This window comes from Micromonospora sp. NPDC049151, from assembly GCF_040648395.1.
Classification (GTDB): domain Bacteria; phylum Actinomycetota; class Actinomycetes; order Mycobacteriales; family Micromonosporaceae; genus Micromonospora.
In genome coordinates, this window is sequence record NZ_JBEZDP010000010.1 from 44,609 (window position 1) to 65,134 (window position 20,526).

Here is a 20,526-nt window from a genome sequence, read left to right on the forward strand (position 1 = left end):
TTTGGCGGGCGCGCGCCGGTATCACCGGCGGGTAGCGTCCCGTGTTCCAGCTCACGGCAACCCGGTGGCGGCGCCCCCGCGTCCCACCGCGACCGGCAGGGTGTGAGGAATGAACTACGGCGATCCCAGTTCTTCGCGTGCGCGAGCCCAGATCCCGGGCCCGGACGGCGACCCCGGTTCCGACAGGAGCCGGGGCGGGAACGGTTGGTCCGGCGCTGCGGACGGCGGCGCCTCGGCGCGAGCCTCCGTGACACCGTACGGCGCGGGCGGCCGGGCCCCGGTCGGCGGCGTCGCTCCGGCGCCACGCGGAGCGTCCGGATCGGCCTCGGTCGGCCGGGCCGGCGCGGGCCGCGCCTCGGTACCGGTGTCGCCGGCACCGGGCGGGCGCGCGGGCGCCGGTCGTGCGTCTGTGCCGGTCTCACCGGCCGCTCCGGCCGGGCGTGCCTCGGTGGGCGCGGCGAGCGTGGGCGCGGCCGCCGTCGGCGGGCGGGCAGGCGTGGGCGGGCGCGCGAGCGTCGGCGCCGCGGCGGTCGGAGGCCGTGCCCGGGTGCCCGGCCCCTCCGGTGGCGGTCCCGGTGGTCCCGGTGGTCCGACCGGCCCCGGCCGGGGTGGCCGCGGTGAGGACCCGGCGCGCGCCAAGAAGCGCCGCCGGATCAACATCCTGATCGCCGGCTTCGCCGTGTTCATCATGCTCGCCGGCATCGGCGTGGTGAGCTTCACCTGGTACTCCACCAAGGTGGTGCTCCCGGAGGACACCATCCCGCCGCTGTCCACCACCATCTACGACTCGAGCGGCAAAGAGGCCATCGCCCGGATCGGCGACCAGAACCGGCAGCTCGTCACCATCGACCAGATCCCGGAGCACGTCCAGCACGCCGTCGCCGCGGCGGAGGACCGGAACTTCTACCGGCACTCCGGTGTGGACTACAAGGGCATCGCCCGGGCCGCGTGGAACAACCTCACCGGCGGCGACAAGCAGGGCGCCTCGACCATCACCCAGCAGTACGCGCGCAACGCGTTCGAGAACCTGAACCAGGACACGTACGGCCGCAAGGTGAAGGAGGCGATCCTCGCCTCCAAGCTGAACGACAAGTACGACAAGCGCGTGATCATGCAGCACTACCTGAACGTCATCTACTTCGGCCGCGGCGCGTACGGCATCCAGGCGGCGTCGCAGACGTACTTCAAGAAGAACGCCAAGGACCTGAACGTGGCCGAGGCCGCGGTGCTGGCCGCCCTGATCAAGCAGCCGGAGCCGAGCGCCACCCACCAGGGCTACGACCCGGCGATCAACCAGACGGCCGCGCTGGACCGGTGGAACTACGTGATCAACGGCATGATCACCGAGAAGTGGCTCGATGCGCCGAACATGCCGCCGCACCCCACCGAGTACCCGAAGAACATCGCGAAGCCGTCGAAGAACAGCGGCGGCGGATTCGGCATCGACACCCCGTACGGCAACGTCGTCAACTACGTCTCGCAGGAACTGCGCGAGATGAAGCTCTGCACCGACAACGAGGCCGAGGTGACCGAGAAGAAGCCGCTCTGCGCCAAGGCGCTGAGCCGGGGTGGTTACAAGATCACCACCACGATCAACAAGAAGATGCAGGAGGCGGCGCTCGCCGCGGCACAGCGGGCCAAGAAGGGCTCCGAACTCGCCGGCCAGCCGTCGAACCTGATGGCCGCCGTGGTGGCGATCGACCCGAAGACCGGGCGTGTGCTCGCCTACTACGGCGGCGACAACGGCACCGGCACCGACTACGCCGGGAAGAACGTGGACAACGGCGTCGTCAGCGGTGGCCACTCACCGGGCTCGAGCTTCAAGATCTACACGCTCGCCGCGGCGCTGAAGGAAGGCATCTCGATCAAGTCCCGCTGGAAGGGCTCGGCATTCACCCCGAAGGACACCAAGTTCAAGGTCAGCAACGCCGGCGCGGACAAGGTCTCCTGTGGTGACTCCTGCACGCTCGAACTGTCGACGCTCAAGTCGCTGAACGTGCCGTTCTACTACATCACCGAGAAGATCGGCCCGGACAAGGTGCTCGACATGGCCAAGCAGGCCGGCGTCACCACCATGTGGCAGACCGACACCAACCCGGCCAAGGCGCACGACCTGACCAAGGCGGACCCGAAGGACCTGGCGCCGTCGCCGTTCTTCCACGTCATCGGCTACGGCCAGTACCCGATCACCGTGCTCGACCACGCCAACGGCGTGGCCACCTTCGCCAACCAGGGCGTTTACCACAAGGCGCACTTCATTCGCAAGGTGGAGAAGCAGAATCCGGTCACCGGCAAGTGGGACACGGTCGGCGGGGAGAAGCTCAAGGGGCAACAGCGGATCGACAAGGACGTCGTCGCCGACGTGACGTCCGTGCTGAAGCAGTACCCGGGCCAGATCAACAAGCGCCTCGAAGAGGGCCGGCAGGTCGCCGAGAAGACCGGTACCTGGGAACTCAACGACAAGACGTCAAGCAACGGCGACGCCTGGATGATCGGCTACACACCGCAGCTCGCCACCGCCGTCTGGGTCGGCAACAAGGCCGACCGCAAGGCGATCAAATACAAGGACGGCCGGGACATCAGCGGTGCCCGGATGCCGGGTGACATCTTCCAGCGCTTCATGAACGACGCGCTCAAGGGCAAGGACAAGGAAGAGTTCCCGCCCGCGGCCAACGTCGGCGAGGACGACACCGGCAACGGCGAGGCCCCGGCGCCGCCCCCGAACGAGCCCGGCCAGCCTGGCCAGAACTGCGACCCGCTGGGCCTGTTCTGCCCCGGGGGCACGCCCGGCGGCGGCAACCCGGGCGGTGGCAACAACCCCGGCGGCGGGCTCCCCGGCGGCGGTGGACGTCCCGGCGGCGGCGGTGGCGGCGGCGGGCTGCTACCGAGCACTCCACCGGCACGACAGAACTGACGCGTACCACCCGACGGCGGCGGCCGGACCTCGGTCCGGCCGCCGCCGCGTTTCGCGTACCGGAATTTCTCCGCGCGCGACGGGACGGCGACCCCCGGTGTACGGCAGGATGCGTCTTCATGAGCACCCAGTCGCCCGCAGGCATCGATGAGCCCGGCGCGTCCGAGGCGGCGCCACGATCCGCAGAGACGGTGGACCACCCGTCCCGCTCGGACTGGTTCGTTCGCGGTGCCTCCGGTCTGATCGGCGGGCCACTCGGCGACCACGCCGCCGCCCTGGACCGGCCCGCCGACCGCGAGAGCCGGTTCTGGACCGCCGGCCGGATCGTGCTGGCGCTCGTCTGCCTCACGCTGGCTCTGCACTGGGTGCAGAAGTCGCCCTGCCAGGACGGCGCCTGGCAGAACAACGTCCAGTACACCCGGATGTGCTACACCGACGTGCTGGCGCTCTACTACGCCGAAGGGCTCAACGAGGGCAAGGTGCCCTACGCCGACCACCCGGTGGAGTACCCGGTGCTGACCGGCTACTTCATGGGCGCCCTCGGCCTGCCGGTGCACGCCCTCGGCAGCGACAACCCCACCATCAACCAGGGGCAGTGGTTCTACAACCTGAACGCGCTGGTGCTCGGCGCGCTCGCCGTCGCCACCGTCGCCGTGATCCTCAGCCTGCGCCGACGACGACCCTGGGACGCCGCCCTGTTCGCGCTCTCCCCGGCGCTCGTGCTCACCGCCACCGTCAACTGGGACCTGCTCGCCATCGGCCTGGCCGCGTTCGGTCTGCTGGCCTGGGCACGCGCCCGACCCGACCGGTACGGGATGCTGCTGCCCGCAGTGGCCGGAGTCCTCATCGGACTGGGCGGTGCGGCGAAGATGTGGCCGCTGTTCCTCCTCGGGCCGATCCTGGTGCTCGCGTTGCGCGCCGACAAGCTGCTGGCCGGGCTTGTCGCCACGACGACCGCCCTGGTGACGCTCGTGGCCGTGAACCTGCCGGTGGCGATCCCCTACCGGGAGAACTGGGAACGCTTCTTCGACCTGAACACCACGCGCCCGATCGACTGGGGCACGCTCTGGTACATCGGCCGCTACCTGGACGGCCGGATCAGCCCGTCCTCGCCGGGCGAACTCGGGCCGTTCGAGTGGCTGAACGCCAACATCCCCACCCTCAACTGGCTGTCGTACCTGCTCTTCGGACTGGCCTGCCTCGGCGTGGCCGGGCTGGCGCTGCTCGCGCCGCGCCGCCCTCGCCTGGCCCAGCTCGCCTTCCTGGTGGTCGCCGCGTTCCTCATCTTCAGCAAGGTGTGGTCCCAGCAGTTCGTGCTCTGGCTGCTGCCCCTCGCGGTGCTCGCCCGGCCGCGCTGGGGCGCGTTCCTGGCCTGGCAGATCGCCGAGGTCTGCTACTTCGCCGCGTTCTACGGCGAACTGCTCGGCACCGCCATGTCCCGGCCGGTCTTCCCCGAGGGCGTCTTCGTGCTGGCGTCGAGCCTGCGGCTGATCACCGTCGTGGTGCTCTGCGGGTTCGTGATCCGGGACGTCCTGCGGCCCGAACTGGACGTCGTCCGGCACACCTACGCCGACGACCCGGACGGCGGGGTGCTCGACGGCGCCCCCGACGCGCCCTGGCATCAGCGGTGGCGGGCGCGTGCCGCCGAACGATCCGACGAACCCGTCCCGGTGTGACCGAGACGGTCGTGTTCCGGTCTACAGCCGGAACACGACCGCCTCGCCGAGCTGCTCGCGGGTCACCCCCGGCGTGTCGACCGGCCGGTCGAGTATCCCCTCCCACGGAGTGCCCGCCAGTTCGTCGCGCAACACGACCACGTTCTTCACGCCGATCTGCCGCAGGTAGTCGACGCTCGCGTAGTCCGGGAAGCTCACAGTCGCCTCCCGGATCTGCGCCTGGGAGCGCGGCGTGAAGCCACTGCCGCCGTTGACCATCGGCTGGAACCGGTCGGTGGACCAGAGCATCACCGGCTGGTCCAGGTTCTGGCTGCTCGGCAGCACCAGCATCGGACCGTCCACAGTGCGCAGCGCCGCCGGCTGCCGCGGCACCACCGGCTGCGGCGTGGCGTTCAGCCCTTCCACGAGCACCAGCGCCAACGGCAGCAGCGTGGCCAGGCGCAGCCACGGGCCCGGCCACGGCGGCACCCGCTCGGCGGCCAGCTCGCGTACCCGCATGCAGAACGCGGTGACCGCGCCCGCCGCGAGCAGGCCCAGCAGCAGCGTGGCCCAGAGCATCATCCGGCCCGGCGTCCGCAGCCCGCTCCAGCCCGGCAGGTAGTCGAACAACGGCACGTAGGTGAACCGGCCGCCGAAGAACCGGGTGCCCATGGCCAGCGCCATCGTCACGAGCACCCCGGCGAGCAGGAAGATCCGGTGCCGGACCCGCCAGACCGAGAAGAACAGGCCACCGGCGGCGAGCGCGTAGAGCGCGAAGCCCGGCAGCAGCGTCATCTCCGGATGCCAGGGCAGCACGGCGCGGGCGCCCTCGTGCAGGCCGCCCCAGACGCGCGACTCGGCCGGCGCGGTGAAGAACCCGCTCGCGGGTGGTGAGTAGAGCCCGATGTCGCCGAGTGTCCGCTCCGCGTTCGGGTGCAGCTCGGCGACCTTGAAGTAGGGCACCGCCAGCGCCGCGCCCACCGCGGCGAAGGCGAGCCCGCCGAACACGTCGGCCAGGAACAGCCGCCGGCCGAACGGACGCCTCACCCGGCGCCGCCGCACGAACCACAGCACCACCGAGACCAGCACGGCCCCGGCCAGCATGTACGCGAACGGCAGCCCGATGCCGAAGCCGAGGCTGAGCTGCCACGCGGCCACCAGCCACCCGGCGAGCGCCCAGCCCGCGTGCCGGCGACGCGGCCGGTAGCCGTACCGCAGCGACCAGCCGTGACCCCGGGCCAGCATGGCCAGCGCCAGCGGGATGCCCCCGTTGGAGATGATGTGCAGGTGCCCCGCCTGGGCCAGCAGCCACGGCGCGTAGGCGAAGCTCGCCCCGGCCACCGCACCGCCGATGCGGCCCGCGTCGAGCTGCCGGGCCAGCGCGTACGCGCCGAACGCGGCGAGCGCGTGGGCCAGCACGAACATGATGTTGTAGCGCAGCACGGCGTGCTCCGGGCCGACCCCGATCAGGCCGGCCGGGGCGTACCCGAGGAGCGTGTCGGAGAACGCGAAGCTCCAGTTCTCCGGATAGAACGCGTTGGCGTGCCACAGCATCGCCGGGTCGGTACGCAGGATGTGCCCGGACCACGCCATCTGCCACGCCTGCAGGCTCGGATCCCAGTAGTCCTGCGGCAGCGTGTGCCGCGGATAGCGCAGCGTGGGCCACGTCATCGCCGCGGCCAGCGCGAGCGCGGCGACGGCGGCGAGCGTCCACTCGTGCGCCAGGAAGCGGCCGACCGCGCGGATCGCCCGGCGTGGCCGGCCGAGCACCGGCTCCGGCGCCGGCCCGAACGCGGACCAGGGGTCGGTGGGCTTGTCGCCGTCCGTACCCGCTGTGTTCTCGTCCCCGGCGTCGGCACTCTCGCCGTCATCGGCGGTGCCGGCGTCGCCGTCGTCCGGCCGGGCGTCGTCCCTGTCGGCGGCGGCCCCGTCCCGGACCCCGGCGGTCTTGTCGGCCCCGGCGGTTTCCGTGTCGGCCTCGCCGGGCAGGGCTGCCCCGGCCGTGTCATCCGGCCGGTCCGGCGCGTTCGTGCCGTCGTCCGGCCGGTTCTCGGCGCGGGACCGGCGGCCGGTCGTGCCGGACTGCTCGGTCGTCACGCCGTCGCGCCCAACTGCCCCCGCAGGAACGCGATGTCGGCGGCCTGGCCCTCGACGCCGCCGGGGGTCTCCACGATCACCGGTGCGCCGGCCGCGCGGATCACCGCCACCAGCAGTTCCGGGTCGATGGTGCCGCCGGTGAGGTTGTCGTGCCGGTCCTGGCCGGAGTTGAACGCGCCCTTGGAGTTGTTCGCGTGGATCAGGTCGATCCGGCCGGTGATCGCCTTCACCCGGTCGACCAGGCCCAGCAGTTCCTCGCCGCCCGCGTACGCGTGGCAGGTGTCCAGGCAGAAGCCGACCTCGTAGTCGCCGAGCGCGTCCCAGAGCCGGGCCAGGGAGTCGAGGTGCCGGGCACAGGCGTTGTCACCGCCGGCGGTGTTCTCGATCAGCACCGGCAGCGGGAAGCCGCCGGAGTCCGCCGCGTACGCGAAGGTCTTGCGCCAGTTGTCGAAGCCGACGGCGACGTCGTGGCCGGCGTTGACGTGGCCGCCGTGCACGATCAGCCCGCTGGCCCCGACGTCGGCCGCCGCGGCGGCGTGGGCGAGCAGCAGCTTGCGGCTGGGGATGCGGATGCGGTTGTTGAGCGTGGCTACGTTGATCACGTACGGCGCGTGCACGTAGAGGTCGACGTCGGCGGAGCGCAGGCGCTCGGCGTCCTCGCGTGGCTTCGGGGCCTTCCAGCCCTGCGGGTCGGCCAGGAAGAACTGGACCGCCTCGGCCTGCCGTGCGGTCGCCTCGGCCAGCGGGTCGGTCGGATCGACGTGGGCTCCGATTCGCATGCTGGGCAGCCTACGTCGCGCCTGCGACGGTCGGCGCGCTCGCGCGGGGTGCCCGGCGGGTCGGACGCGTCACCACCGGGCCCGGCGGTCGTTGTCCGAGATGGGATCGATGGTCGACGCTCCGCCCGAACGTGGTCCACAGCACGGACGGGCGAGGGTGGACCCCCGGCAACGGGACGCCCCGCCGTGCGGCCCGGCGCGACGGGGCGGGATCCGCTCGTCATTCCGGTACGGGAGACCAGCAGTCGGACCAATTCTTCCATTTACCCCAAGTGGTGACGAGAGCCATTGTATGGTCAGACCAGGTGACAACACGATAAAGCTCCGCGGGGCGTCTTCGATCCAACCTCATCGGTGTGGTCGTTCCTCCCCAGGTCCCACCCAAGGAATGCGGACGGGACGCCCCGCGGTCTCGTGGACAGGGGTCCACCTCTCATCCGGAGGTGGACCCCTGTCACGCATCCGGCGCACCGGGGCCACCGGCCCGGCCATGATCGTCCGGACCGGCTATCCTGGTGCGGTTGTCCGTGTCCGGCCGGGTTCCCCCGGCACCGGCCGCGGCAGCGACGCACGACCTCCTGCCACGGAAGGACCGTGGCCGCTTAGCCCACAGGAGGTGAGCACGTCTTGCGTCATTACGAAGTAATGGTGATCCTCGACCCCAGCCTCGAGGAGCGCACCGTCGCCCCGTCGCTCGACACGTACCTGAACGTGATCCGGACCGCGGGTGGCTCGGTGGAGAAGACCGACGTGTGGGGCCGCCGGCGCCTCGCGTACGAGATCAACAAGAAGGCCGAGGGCATCTACGCCGTCATCGACCTCCAGGCGACGCCGGAGGCCGTTGGCGAGCTGGACCGTCAGCTCCGACTCAACGAGTCGGTGCTGCGCACCAAGGTCATCCGTCCGGAGATGCGCTGAGCATCTAGACCCGGCACGTCCGGATCAAGCCTCATCCACGCTGTCGTACGGCTCTGAGAGCCTGTACGGCACAACGATGAGTGCGCGAGGAGATGGTCATGGCAGGAGACACCACCATCACGGTCATCGGCAACCTGACCGATGACCCCGAGTTGCGATTCACCCCCTCCGGCGCGGCGGTCGCCAAGTTCCGGGTCGCTTCGACGCCCCGCTTCATGGATAAGGCCTCCGGCGAGTGGAAGGACGGCGAGCCGCTGTTCCTCTCGTGCACGGTCTGGCGCCAGGCCGCCGAGAACGTCGCCGAGTCGCTGCAGCGCGGCGCTCGCGTGATCGTGTCCGGCCGGCTGCGTCAGCGGTCGTACGAGACCCGTGAGGGTGAGAAGCGCACCGTCATCGAGCTGGAGGTCGACGAGATCGGCCCGTCGCTGCGCTACGCCACGGCGAAGGTGCAGAAGATGTCCCGCTCCGGTGGCGGTGGCGGCGGCTTCGGTGGTGGTGGCGGCCAGGGTGGCGGCGGAGGCAACTTCGACGACCCCTGGGCCTCTGCTGCCCCTGCCCCCTCCCGCAGTGGTTCGGGCGGCGGAAACTTCGACGAGGAGCCCCCGTTCTGATGGCGCCGAGCGCCCGCGATCGCAAACCAGGAGCAAGAGCAATGGCGAAGGCTGCGGCACTGCGCAAGCCGAAGAAGAAGGTGAACCCGCTCGACAAGGACGGGATCACCTATATCGATTACAAGGACACCGCGCTGCTGCGCAAGTTCATCTCCGACCGCGGCAAGATCCGCGCTCGGCGGGTGACCGGCGTGACCTCGCAGCAGCAGCGGCAGATCGCCCGTGCGGTCAAGAACGCCCGTGAGATGGCGCTCCTGCCCTACACGGCCACGGCCCGCTGAGAGGAGGCACGGACATGAAGATCATCCTGACTCAGGAGGTGTCCGGCCTCGGCTCTCCGGGCGACATCGTCGAGGTGAAGGACGGCTTCGGCCGTAACTACCTGCTGCCGCAGGGCTTCGCGATCGCCTGGACCAAGGGCGCGGAGAAGCAGGTCACGGTCATCAAGCGGGCCCGCTCGGCCCGCGAGATCCGCGACCTCGGCCACGCCACCGAGGTGAAGACCCAGGTCGAGGGCCTGAAGGTCAACCTGAAGGCCCGCGCCGGCGACGGCGGCCGGCTCTTCGGCTCGGTCACCCCGGCCGAGATCGTCGACGCCGTCAAGGCCGCCGGCGGCCCGACCCTGGACCGCCGCCGGCTGGAGATGCCCGGCCACATCAAGGCGCTCGGCTCCTACCCGGTCAGCATCCGGCTGCACCCCGAGGTGACCGCCAAGTTCGACCTGAACGTGGTCAAGGGCTGACACCCGAAGCACGACGTGAAAGGCCCGCACCGCTTGCCGGTGCGGGCCTTTCAGCATCCCCGGCGCTCGGCCGGAGTCGCTCGACGCAAGCCGCTCAACCGAGCGGCTTGCCCGTCACCGCGCTGATCACGACCGTGGACAGCCCACCACCCACCACGGCGGCCGCCAGCGCCACCGTGGCCGACCGCCACGTCGTCCCGACCTGCCGCAACAACACCGCCACCACCAGACTGCTCACCATCGCCAACCCGAACCGCGGTGCCGCCGACAGCAACGACTCCAGCGCGTGCGCGCGCGGGGAATCACAGCCGCCACCGGTGATGTCCGTGACGCACCCCGCCGGAGGCTGACCACTCAGGAGCAGCAGACCGACCACCAGCAGCACCGCCGGCACCAGATAACACGCCGCCGTGTAGACCAGCGGACGCAACGGGCCACCCGGATCCGGATCCAGCAGGTCGTCTTCCAGCCGCCGGCCCCACGAACCGCCGCCGATCGTCTCCACCCGCCGCCGCAACGTCGACGGCGCCGGCTCCACCGGGCGACGACGAGGCGCGGTACGCGGACGCGGTGCCGAGTACGCCACCGCAGGTGAACGCGGGGCCGTCGACGGCGTCTCCATCCAGCGCGGATCGTCACCCGAGAGGCGGGTACCCGACCAGAACGCCTCGGCCCGCTCCGGCGACGCCCAGCCCTCCCGCACCGGCGGCACCGAACGGTCCCACGGATCGGCATCCGCGTACCGGTCGTCGGTGTCCCGCACCGGCTCCATGAAACCCGTGTCGGTGAACCGGTCCCACTCACCGGTGTGCTCGGTACGGTCCCACCGGCTCTCCGCCCGGCCCCGGCCGCTCGCGGGCACCGGCCGGTCCCAGGCATGCAGCCCGGACGCGTCCCACGGATCCACAGCGGGCGGGTCCACCGGCTCACGCCCGGCCGCCCGGCGACGCTGCCACGGATCCGCCGCCGGCCGCGACCGGGCCGACTCCGGCTCCGCCGCCTTCGCGGACGCCGCCGTCCGTCCCCAGGTGGCCTCCGGCTCCGCCGCCTTCGCGGTCTCCGTCGCCCGTCCCCAGGTGGCCTCCCGCTCCGCGGCCCTCGACGGCGACCAGCCCGCATCCGGCGCCGCCGGCCACTCGGCATCCGACGCCGACGGGGACCACGCGCCATCCGAAGCCGCCGACCGCGACCAGGCGGAGTCCGACCCCGCTGGCGGCGGCCAGGAGGAACCCGACGCCGGCCGGCGCCGCCGACCCGTCGGCAGCCCACCCTCCGGCCCGGCCGGCCCTTCGCCCGAACCCGCCGGCTCCGGCAGCCCCGACCAGGTCACCTGCGGCCGGCGCGTCGCCGCGCGACGCGGACGACTCCGGGGCACCGCCCCCGACACCGGCTCGTCGTCCTGGTCCGCCCGCCGGTTACCCACGTACCCCCGCTCCTGCGGGGCGTCCATCGTCCACTCGGCGGTGTGATCCGACAGTGGACCCGCACCGATCGCGCGCAGATCCCGCCGGGCACTTCCCGAGGTGGGCGGCTCCACCTCGTCGTCGTCCGGCGCGGCATGCCGCCCGCCGCCGTCCGCGCGACTCACCCCGGATTCCAGCGCCCACCGCGGAAGGTACGTCTCCACCGGCTCGTCCTGGCCACGCTCGATCGCCCGCCGCCGGCTCGCCGTGCGGTAGCCCTCCGGCGCGTACGAGTCGACCCGGCGCGGCCCGGCGGGCTCGTCCCAGGAACCGCTCGGCCGTCGCTCGCGCGGGCTGTCCTCTCCGCTTGCCCAGTCCCGGTGTCTCACGGCCGGAGCGTGACCTCTCTCAACCCGAAAGTAAACCCGCTGTCCCAGGTGTCGCCGTTCGCAGCGATAGTACGGGACGAACGACGACAAAGCTCGACCGGAAATCTTCCGTCCACAGGGTGGGGATAGGAAAAGCCCAGGTCAGAGGCGATACGCCCAGAATTCCCCATCACTTTTCCACACCCCTGTGCACACCCTGCGCACATGCCTGTCCCCAGGCGTCCACAGGTTGTCCCAAGGCTCATCCACCGGCCTTGTTGAGCGGCTGACCTCGGGTTCCGTATCGTTGGCCCCCGACCGCCGGGCGATGACCCCCGATCGACCGGAGGGTCGGCGCAGAGTTGTCATACCCCGGCGATAGAGCTGGACTCGATCCGACGCAGCGAGGGGGGAACCCGTGTCGGTCACCGACGAGACGCGTGCGGAACGGACCGGGGGACAATCGCCCGAGCCACCGCCGCGCGAATCTGCGTTCGAAAAGACACCACCCCAGGACGTCGCCGCCGAGCAGTGCGTACTCGGCGGCATGCTGCTGTCCAAGGACGCCATCGCCGACGTCGTGGAGATCCTGAAGACAAACGACTTCTACCGCCCGGTCCACGCCACCATCTTCGACGCGATCCTCGACATCTACGGACGCGGCGAACCGGCCGACCCGATCACCGTGGCGGCCGCGCTCGCCGACTCCGGCGACCTCGCCCGGATCGGCGGTGCCCCCTACCTGCACACGCTCATCGCGAGCGTGCCCACTGCCGCGAACGCCGCCTACTACGCCCGCATCGTCGGCGAACGGGCAGTGCTCCGCCGGCTGGTCGAGGCCGGCACCCGGATCGTGCAGCTCGGCTACGGCACCGGCCCGAGCGGCAGCCGCGACGTGGACGACATCGTCGACCTCGCTCAGCAGGCCGTCTACGAGATCACCGAGAAGCGCGTCAGCGAGGACTTCGCCGTCCTGGCCGACATGCTCCAGCCGACGCTCGACGAGATCGAGGCGGTCGGCGCCCAGGGCGGGGTGATGACGGGCGTGCCGACCGGGTTCACCGACCTCGACCGCCTGCTCAACGGCCTGCACGCCGGCCAGCTCATCATCGTGGCCGGCCGGCCTGGTCTCGGTAAGGCGCTCGCACTCGACACCCCGCTGCCCACCCCGCAGGGCTGGACAACCATGGGTGAGGTGCGCGTCGGTGAGCAGCTCCTCGCCGCGGACGGCACCCCGACGACGATCACCAACGTCTTCGACGTGATGTACGACCGCCCCTGCTACGAGGTCGAGTTCTCCGACGGAAGCGTCATCGTGGCGGACGCCGAGCACCTGTGGAAGACCAACACCCGCGCCGGCCGACGCCAGCCGGAGGCACGCCGGCGGCACCACTGGGCCGAGCCGGCGTTGGCGAAGGTACGGGCGGCCGAGGCGACCGCATCCGCCGAACCGCACCGCCTGGTCACTCTCGCGGAAACCCTGGAACAGGTCGGCCCGGAATTCCGCAACGTGCTTCACACGGTGGCGCAGACGGTGGGTTCCAACGGCAAGGTCGCCCGCCCGGTGACCCGGGCCGGCAAGACACGCAACTGGACGGCTCCGGGCTACCCGGTGGGCGCGTTGATCTCCGGCCTCGGTGCACGCGCGGAACGACCGGTGAACGCCGGCAGCCGCGCCGAGCATGACGGGATCGTCACGACGGCGCAGATCGCGGCCACGCTTCGTACCGAGACGGCCGACCGCCGTCTCAACCACGCCGTGCGGAACTGCGCACCGCTCCGACTTCCGGAACGCGACCTGGCCGTCCCGCCGTACACCCTCGGGGTGTGGCTCGGCGACGGGCACACCGGGGCCAGCCGCTTCACCACCGCGGACGCGGAGATGCTCGACCTCGTGGCCCAGGACGGCTTCCTGGTGCGCCCGAGCGGGCCCATGGTCTACAGCGTGCATCTGCCCACGTCGGCCAGGACGGCGGACCGCACCTGCGTCGACTGCGGCGGCTCCACCCGTGCCCTGCGGGAGAACCCCGGAACCCGCCGCTGCGCCGAGTGCTACGAACGGAACGGTTCCTTCCTGGCCCTGCTCCGCGAAGTCGGGGTGGCCTACGACAAGCACATTCCGGACGACTATCTACGCGCCTCCGAGACCCAGCGCCGGGCGTTGCTCGCCGGTCTCATGGACACCGACGGCACGGTGGCGCCGACCGGGAACCTGCGGTACACGTCCACCTCGCGGCGTTTGATCGACGGCGTACGGGAACTCGTCGTCAGCCTGGGCTATCGGTGCACCATGACCGAGCGCAAGGTGCGCGGCCGTACCGAGGAATCGTCGATCGCGTACACGCTGAACTTCTCCACGCCGGACCCGGTCTTCCGGCTGGACCGGAAGCGGACCGCCCATGCGGCCCGGCGCCGGACGCTCTCGGACGTCCGCTCCCACTCGCGTTTCATCGTGGACGTCCGTCCGGTGCCGAGCGTTCCGGTGCGCTGTGTGACTGTCGACAATCCCGACCATCTGTATCTGGCGGGCCGCTCGATGATCCCGACGCACAACAGCACGGCGAGTATGGACTTCGCCCGAAATGCGGCTATCCGCGCCAACCAGGCGTCGGCGATCTTTTCGCTGGAGATGAGCAAGGTCGAGATCGTCATGCGACTCCTCTCGGCCGAGGCGCGCGTACCGCTGCACGTGCTGCGCAGCGGGCAGCTCTCCGACGACGACTGGACCAAGCTGGCCCGCTGCATGGGCGAGATCAGCGAGGCGCCGCTCTTCGTCGACGACACGCCGAGCATGAACCTCATGGAGATCCGGGCGAAGGCGCGGCGGCTCAAGCAGAAGCACGACCTGAAGCTGATCGTCGTCGACTATCTCCAGCTGATGACCTCGCCGAAGCGCACCGAAAGCCGGCAGCAGGAGGTCGCGGACCTGTCCCGTGGCCTGAAGCTGCTGGCCAAGGAGGTCGAGTGCCCGGTGATCGCCGTGAGTCAGCTGAACCGTGGTCCCGAGCAGCGCACTGACAAGCGGCCGCAATTGTCCGACTTGCGGGAATCCGGGTCTATTGAGCAAGATGCAGACGTTGTCATTCTTTTGCACCGAGATGACTACTATGACAAGGAGTCGCCGCGAGCGGGCGAGGCGGACTTCATCATCGCCAAGCACAGAAACGGGCCCACCGACACCGTGACGGTCGCGGCGCAGCTCCACCTGTCGCGCTTCGTGGACATGGCGATCGTCTGACCGGCGTCAGCCGAGCAGCGGGAACCAGCCGGCGGCCTCGCCCAGCTCCAGCCGGTCCCGGTCGGTGAGCGGCACCCGTCCCGCCGCCTTCAGCAGGTATTCGTGGTCGTCCCAGCCGGCCGGACGCACCGCGTCGTCACTGAGCAGGCCGTCCATGGTGGTCGCCGCGACCCGCGTCGGGTCCGCCGCCGGTCGCGGCGCGTCCGGCAGGTCCACCACCAGGTCCAGGTGATGGATGACCGCCTCGGTGGTCAGGGTGGCGAGCAGATGGGGTACGCGCAGCACGTGGCCCTGCGTGGTCACGTACCCGTCGGGGTCGGCTGCGGTCGCCGCGCGGACGGCGGCGGGTGCGGTGTCGGTCCAGAGGCGGACCACGCCGGTGGGCCGGTCGAAGGCGACGGCGGAGCGGCGTGCCCACCAGGCGTGCCCGGCGCTCGCGTCGTCGTCGCCGGGGGTGAAGGCGCGCCAGTAGCTGACGTCGTCCACGTCGGCCGGTCCGGGTGCGGGGCTGGCCAGGGCGACGAGTGCGCGCTGGGCGTCGCAGAGCACGTGGAAGAGCAGGTCGGCGACGAGCCAGCCGCGGCACCGGGTGGGCCGTTGCAGGCCGGCGTCGTCGAGCGGGGTGACCACGGCGGTGATGCCGTCGTACGCCTGGGCCAGCGCCTCGTGCTGCCGGATCGGGCTCATGCCGAGCAGCCTGCCACGGTGTGGCAGGCGCGGCACGGCGACGAGCGCGCCGGGTCGATGCGGTGCACCGGCCCGGCGTGCGTGTGGTCGGCGGTCAGTCGAACAGTTCGCCGAGGAAGCCGTGCTTCTTCTTGCGCCGGTAGTGGCCGTGGTAGCCGTAGTGCTGCTGCTGACCGTGGCCGTACGCGGGCTGCGCGTAGCCGTGGCCGGGCGGCGGCGGAGGGGGCGGGGGGACGGCGCCGTAGCCGGGCTGGTGCGGCGCGGCGGCGGGCGGGGGCGGGGGCGGTGGGTAGCCGGCACCGGTCGGCGCGGTCTGCTGCGGAGCGCCGCCGTGCTGCCGGTTCCAGTTGGCCTCGGCGTCGAACAGCTTCTCCAGCTCGCCGCGGTCGAGGAAGATGCCGCGGCATTCGCCGCACTGGTCGATGACTACTCCGCTGCGCTCGTACTGGCGCATTTCTCCCCGGCACTTGGGACAGGTCATCTGCATGACAACGAAGGTACCGGGTGTTCTCACGCGGGGGCGGTCAGCGCCTGCGTGACCTCGTCGTCGGAGACCTCGTGGAAGTCCTCGTAGTACGCGCCGACGGCGGCGAAGTCGTGCGGGAGTTGGCAGCTCACGACCGTGTCGGCGTCGGCGGCGAGCATGTCGTACGCCTGCTCGGAGCCGACCGGGACGGCGACGAGGACGCGGGCGGCGCCGAGGTGGCGGGCGACCTGGACGGCGGCGCGGGCGGTGGCGCCGGTGGCGAGCCCGTCGTCGACGATGACGGCGGTGCGTCCGGTGAGGTCCAGTGGTGGCCGGCCGCCTCGGTAGCGCTGTTCGCGGCGTTCCAGTTCGGCCTGTTCGCGGCGGCGGACCTGGGCCCTGTCGTTCTCGCTGATCCGGCCGGCGACCATCTCGTTGAGGACCTGCACGCCGCCGGGGCCGAGTGCGCCGTACGCGACCTCGGGCGCCCAGGGCACGCCGAGCTTGCGGACGACGAGCACGTCGAGTGGTGCGCCGAGCCGGTCGGCGACCACCCGGGCGACGGGTATGCCGCCGCGTACCAGGCCGAGCACGATGACGTCGGGCCGGCCGGCGAGGTCGGTGAGTCGCTCGGCGAGTTCCCGTCCCGCCTCGGCCCGGTCGCGGTAGGTGGTCATTCCTCAGGTGTACGCCTTCGGGCCCCCTCGCGCGGGGCGGTTGCCGGGAATGCCGCCGGGTCGCCCGGTCGGGTGAGCGCCAGTGCGGGGGCGAGGACGAGCAGGGCGGCCGGGTAGAGCAGGTAGCCGAAGCGGGTGGAGGGCATCAGCAGGATCGCGGCGAGCAGCCCGTACCCGCAGATGAGCGCCGTGGCGGCGGCGGTGCGGGGCGGGCGGCGCAGCAGTCGGGCGGCGATGGCGAGTCCGGCGGCGACGAGCAGTGCGGCGGCGACGGCGCGTCCGGCGGGGAGGGTCTCGGCGATGAGGTGCCCGGGGAACGGTGACTGGGCGGGGCTGGTGACGAGGCCGTGGCCGAGGGGGAAGCGCAGCACGTTCTCGACGAGGGCGTCGCGGTCGACGAGCAGTACCGGGAGCAGGGCGAGGACGGGGAGGCCGAGGGCGCCGAGGGCGGTGCGGGGCGCGGCCCGGCGGGTGGCGGCCCAGCAGATCAGGACGACGGCGACCGGCCAGGCGAGGAGTTTCAGCGCGCCGGCGACGCCGACGGCGAGGCCGGCGCGGCCGGGTCGTCCGGTGGCGGCGAGCGCGAGGGCGAGCAGGCAGAGCGCGAGTACGGGGAGGTCGTCGCCGCCGGTGGCGAGGGTGAGCGCGCAGACGGGCAGGACGGTGGCGGCCTGGACGGCGCGCAGGACGGCGGCGTCGCGGCGGGGTGCGGCGGGGCCGCCGTGTGCGCGCAGCGTGGCGACGAGGGCGACGAGGGTGAGTGCGGTGACCACTGCGAACCAGACGCGGGAGTCGGTCCACCAGGCGTCCACGGCGGCTCTGGGCAGTCCGAACAGTGCCATGCCGGGCTGGTAGGGGGTGTAGCCGAGGAGTTGCTCGCCGGGGGGCAGGGCGGCGATGGCGTCGGGTCCGAGGTAGGGGGTGCCGTGCTCGGCGAGGCGGGTGCCGGCGTGTTCGACGACGATCACCTCCTCCTGGGCGCGGTCGGTGCGTCCGGCGGCGCGTTCGACGCTCTGCGTGACGACGGGCAGCAGCGCGGTGGTGGCCCAGGTGAGGGCGGTGATGGCCCACCGTGCGGGCAGGCGGGCCAGGGTGGTGCCGGGGTCGCGGCGGCGGGCGAGCAGTTGGGTGGTGGCGGCGAGCGCGGCGAGCGCGTACCCGATGGTGGCGACGGCTCCCCAGGCGCGGTGCGGCGGGAGCGTGGAGGTGGCGGCGGTGATCGCGGCGAAGGCGGTGGCGGCGGCGTAGAGGCCCAGGTCGAGGGCGAGGCCGCCGGCTGCGGTGTCGAGCGCCGACCAGCGGCGGGAGAGGGCGGTCGGTGGGTCGGCGAGGGCGGTCACGCGGGCCAGTCTGGCAGACCTGTGGTGTGTCCCGGCCGGGTCAGGGTTGCCGGGCGTCGCCGGTGGCGGCGGGGGGTGACGGGCGGGTGCGGCCGGTGCGGCGGCCGGGGAGGCGGATCACGGCGCCGGCGTCGTGCAGTGCCGGTGCGAGCGCGCCGGTCCGGCCGCCGTGGCCGCGTTGGAGGGTGGCGAGCAGCGCGGCGGCGGGCAGTGGCCGGGCGAACAGGTGGCCCTGCCCGGCGGCGCAGCCGAGTTCCCAGAGCGCGCGGCGTTGCGGTTCGCTCTCCACGCCCTCGGCGACGACTGTGAGGTCGAGGCTGCGGCCGAGGTCGAGGGTGGAGCGGATGACGGCGGCGGCTTCGGGGGCGGTCTCCATCGCGCCGACAAAGCTGCGGTCGATCTTCAATTCGTGTACGGGGATGCGGGAGAGCAGGGAGAGCGACGAGTATCCGGTGCCGAAGTCGTCGAGTGCCAGCCGGACGCCGGAGTCACGTAGCCGGCTGAGGACGCGGTCGACGACGTCGAGTTGGCTGAGTGTGAGTGTCTCGGTGAGTTCCAGCACGAGCCGGTCCGGCGGGAGGTCGTGGGCGCGTAGCCGGGCCAGCACCGCGCCGGGGAAGCGGGCGTCGAGGAGGCTGCGCGGGGACACGTTCACCGAGACGGGCAGGTCGAAGCCGGCGTCGCGCCAGGAGCCGGCGGCGATGAGCGCCTGGTCGAGGATGGCCTCGGCGAACGCGGGGAGCAGCCCGGAGCGTTCCACCGCTTCGAGGAACCGCAGCGGGTCGATGAGTCCGTGGGTGGGGTGGTGCCAGCGGGCCAGGGCTTCGGCGCCGATCACCTGGCCGCTGCCGAGGTCGACGATGGGCTGGAAGTTGACAGTGAATTCGTGGTCGGCGACGGCGCGGGGCAGTTCGCCGCCGAGGGTGAGCCGGCTCAGGTCGGCGGTGTCGCGGGCGGGGGCGTAGGTGGCGACCCGTTGGCCGGCGCGTTTGGCCTGGTACATGGCCACGTCGGCGCGGCGTAGCAGTTCCGCCATGCCGCCGGTGGCGGGGGCGACGGCGATGCCGCCGCTGGCCTCGACGCTGATCCGCATGCCGTCGAGGTCGAGCGGGTCGTGCAGCGCCGCGAGCAGGGCTTCGGCGCGGTGCGCGGCGACGGCCGGGGCGGGCAGGCCGCGCAGCAGTACGGCGAACTCGTCGCCGCCGAGCCGGGCGACGAGGTCGTCGGGGCGGGCCGCGCCGCGCAGCCGTTCGGCGACCTGGATGAGCACCCGGTCGCCGGCGCCGTGGCCGAGGGTGTCGTTCACTTCCTTGAAGTGGTTGAGGTCGATCAGCACCAGGGCGGTGACGCCGTCGGCGTGCCGGGTGGTGAGCTGGGCGCCGCCCTCGTCGAGCAGGTGGCGGCGGTTGGACAGGCCGGTGAGGGCGTCGTGGGTGGCGGCGTAGGCGTGGTCCTCGGCGATGCGGGCGAGTTCGGCGTACGCCTGGGCGTTGCGGACGGCGGTGCAGAGGGCGGAGGCGAAGGTGCGCAGCGTGTACTGCTCTCGTTCGGAGAGTTCGACCGGCCCGGCGAACCGTAGCCGCAGCACGCCGACATCGACGGTCCGGTCGTGGCCTTCGAGGCGGTTGGTCAGTACCGAACCTTCGATTGTGCTGGGTTCGCCGGCCGGGCCACGGTAGGTGATCGCTCCGCCGACGCCGCGTACCACCAGCGCTTCCTCACGTAGTTCGATTTCCACCTCGTCGGCGGAGAACAGCTCGGTCGCCTGTGTGACGGCTGTCGTGAGCACCCGATTGAGATCGACTACATTCAATGCGTCAGTCGTCCGGGCCAGCCGTTGCCAGGCTTCCCGTTCGGCGCGATTGCGAAGCCGGCTGGAGTAGGCGAGATGCAGGCTCAGCACGAGAGGCGGTACGACGATCAGGAAGGTCGGGTCGATCCGGAGGATGAGCAGCGTGCACAGGATCACCGAGAAGCGGGCGAGCACGCTCGCCAGCCGGAGGTCCCACTGCTCCCGGAAGCGCTTGCGGATCGGTGTTCCGGTCGCGAAGGCGAGGACCGGGAAGGTGAGCAGCTCGTCGAGGGCGACGACTGTCACGTAGGCCAGCACCAGGGCGGGCAGCGAGCGGCTGATCGGGCCGGACCAGGGCCAGGACCAGCCGGCGGCGACGAGGACCAGGCCTCCGGCCGCCGCCAGCGTCATCTCCTTGGCGATGCCGAAGACCAGCTTGATCGGGGGGAGGCGGCCGATGAGGCGGGTGATGGCGACACCGACGCCGGTGGCGATGACGACCCATGGCACGGGTGCGACGGCGAGCCCGATCACGGTGGCCGCGTCCGTCCAGGAAACGCCGTGGGTGGTGGCACGAATGCGGATTCGCACATTCACCGTCGCGGCCGCGGCGACCAGAAAGGTGATCGTCGCCGCGCGGGTGACGTCCTTCCGGGTGGCCAGGTCGCCGGCGCCGATCAGGTGGATGCTCACCAGCGTGGCCAGCCCGGCCAGAAACACGACGAGACCGACAAGCAGCAAGAGCCGCCGATCGGTCCCATTGTCGCGTGCGTGGGCGCGAGTCACGTGGTCTGCCTCCACCGCGCTCGTTCGTAGCTGAGCGTGTGTCCGTACTGTAC

15 protein-coding genes are annotated in these 20,526 nt (G+C 71.7%); 7 read left to right on the forward strand and 8 right to left on the reverse strand.

What is annotated here, in order from left to right; translation table 11 throughout:
* Positions 1–109 precede the first annotated feature (109 nt).
* Together AB0B20_RS14045 and AB0B20_RS14050 are read left to right on the forward strand one after the other, a co-directional pair.
* Positions 110–2,914: a transglycosylase domain-containing protein gene (locus AB0B20_RS14045; protein ID WP_357382114.1), complete on the forward strand. Its 2,805-nt coding sequence runs from the start codon at positions 110–112 to the stop codon at positions 2,912–2,914.
* Between the two features lie 119 nt (positions 2,915–3,033).
* On the forward strand, positions 3,034–4,590 hold the full coding sequence (locus tag AB0B20_RS14050; protein WP_357470690.1) for a glycosyltransferase 87 family protein: 1,557 nt from the start codon (positions 3,034–3,036) through the stop codon (positions 4,588–4,590).
* A gap of 21 nt (positions 4,591–4,611) precedes the next feature.
* Here the strand turns inward: AB0B20_RS14050 and AB0B20_RS14055 are convergent, their stop codons facing one another.
* Together AB0B20_RS14055 and AB0B20_RS14060 are read right to left on the reverse strand one after the other, a co-directional pair.
* Positions 4,612–6,666, reverse strand: coding sequence for a hypothetical protein (locus AB0B20_RS14055; RefSeq protein ID WP_357470693.1), 2,055 nt, complete (start codon positions 6,664–6,666; stop codon positions 4,612–4,614).
* On the reverse strand, positions 6,663–7,445 hold the full coding sequence (locus AB0B20_RS14060; RefSeq protein ID WP_357382108.1) for a deoxyribonuclease IV: 783 nt from the start codon (positions 7,443–7,445) through the stop codon (positions 6,663–6,665). The genes AB0B20_RS14055 and AB0B20_RS14060 overlap by 4 nt, the downstream gene beginning before the upstream one ends.
* A 627-nt stretch (positions 7,446–8,072) precedes the next feature.
* Here AB0B20_RS14060 and rpsF point away from each other — a divergent pair.
* From rpsF to rplI, 4 genes are all read left to right on the forward strand, one after another.
* Positions 8,073–8,363 (forward strand): 30S ribosomal protein S6, encoded by a 291-nt coding sequence (gene rpsF / locus AB0B20_RS14065; protein ID WP_013289357.1) that lies wholly within the window; start codon positions 8,073–8,075, stop codon positions 8,361–8,363.
* A gap of 80 nt (positions 8,364–8,443) precedes the next feature.
* Positions 8,444–8,974, forward strand: a complete 531-nt coding sequence (locus AB0B20_RS14070) for a single-stranded DNA-binding protein (RefSeq protein ID WP_281588989.1) — start codon at positions 8,444–8,446, stop codon at positions 8,972–8,974.
* Between the two features lie 41 nt (positions 8,975–9,015).
* Positions 9,016–9,255 (forward strand): 30S ribosomal protein S18, encoded by a 240-nt coding sequence (gene rpsR, locus AB0B20_RS14075; RefSeq protein ID WP_007073789.1) that lies wholly within the window; start codon positions 9,016–9,018, stop codon positions 9,253–9,255.
* A 14-nt stretch (positions 9,256–9,269) separates the two neighbouring features.
* A complete protein-coding gene (gene rplI, locus AB0B20_RS14080) occupies positions 9,270–9,716 on the forward strand; it encodes a 50S ribosomal protein L9 (RefSeq protein ID WP_357382105.1) in 447 nt (148 codons plus the stop codon).
* Between the two features lie 94 nt (positions 9,717–9,810).
* Here rplI and AB0B20_RS14085 read toward each other — a convergent pair whose 3' ends face one another.
* The gene (locus AB0B20_RS14085) at positions 9,811–11,508 is read right to left on the reverse strand and encodes a hypothetical protein (RefSeq protein WP_357382103.1); all 1,698 of its coding nucleotides are present in this window, start codon (positions 11,506–11,508) and stop codon (positions 9,811–9,813) included.
* 397 nt (positions 11,509–11,905) lie between these two features.
* On the opposite strand from AB0B20_RS14085, the gene dnaB reads away from it, so the two are divergent.
* Positions 11,906–14,725 (forward strand): replicative DNA helicase, encoded by a 2,820-nt coding sequence (gene dnaB / locus AB0B20_RS14090; protein ID WP_357382101.1) that lies wholly within the window; start codon positions 11,906–11,908, stop codon positions 14,723–14,725.
* Positions 14,726–14,731: 6 nt separating this feature from the next.
* Here the strand turns inward: dnaB and AB0B20_RS14095 are convergent, their stop codons facing one another.
* From AB0B20_RS14095 to AB0B20_RS14115, 5 genes are all read right to left on the reverse strand, one after another.
* Positions 14,732–15,412, reverse strand: a complete 681-nt coding sequence (locus AB0B20_RS14095; protein ID WP_357382099.1) for a maleylpyruvate isomerase N-terminal domain-containing protein — start codon at positions 15,410–15,412, stop codon at positions 14,732–14,734.
* Between the two features lie 94 nt (positions 15,413–15,506).
* Positions 15,507–15,899 (reverse strand): zf-TFIIB domain-containing protein, encoded by a 393-nt coding sequence (locus AB0B20_RS14100; protein ID WP_357382097.1) that lies wholly within the window; start codon positions 15,897–15,899, stop codon positions 15,507–15,509.
* A 23-nt stretch (positions 15,900–15,922) separates the two neighbouring features.
* Positions 15,923–16,555 carry a phosphoribosyltransferase gene (locus AB0B20_RS14105; protein WP_357382095.1) on the reverse strand — a complete coding sequence of 211 codons (633 nt, stop codon included), beginning with the start codon at positions 16,553–16,555 and terminating at the stop codon, positions 15,923–15,925.
* Positions 16,552–17,895 (reverse strand): glycosyltransferase family 87 protein, encoded by a 1,344-nt coding sequence (locus AB0B20_RS14110; RefSeq protein ID WP_357382093.1) that lies wholly within the window; start codon positions 17,893–17,895, stop codon positions 16,552–16,554. Before AB0B20_RS14110 ends, AB0B20_RS14105 begins: the two co-directional genes overlap by 4 nt.
* Positions 17,896–17,935: 40 nt before the next feature.
* Positions 17,936–20,473, reverse strand: coding sequence for a bifunctional diguanylate cyclase/phosphodiesterase (locus AB0B20_RS14115; protein ID WP_357382091.1), 2,538 nt, complete (start codon positions 20,471–20,473; stop codon positions 17,936–17,938).
* Positions 20,474–20,526: the final 53 nt, after the last annotated feature.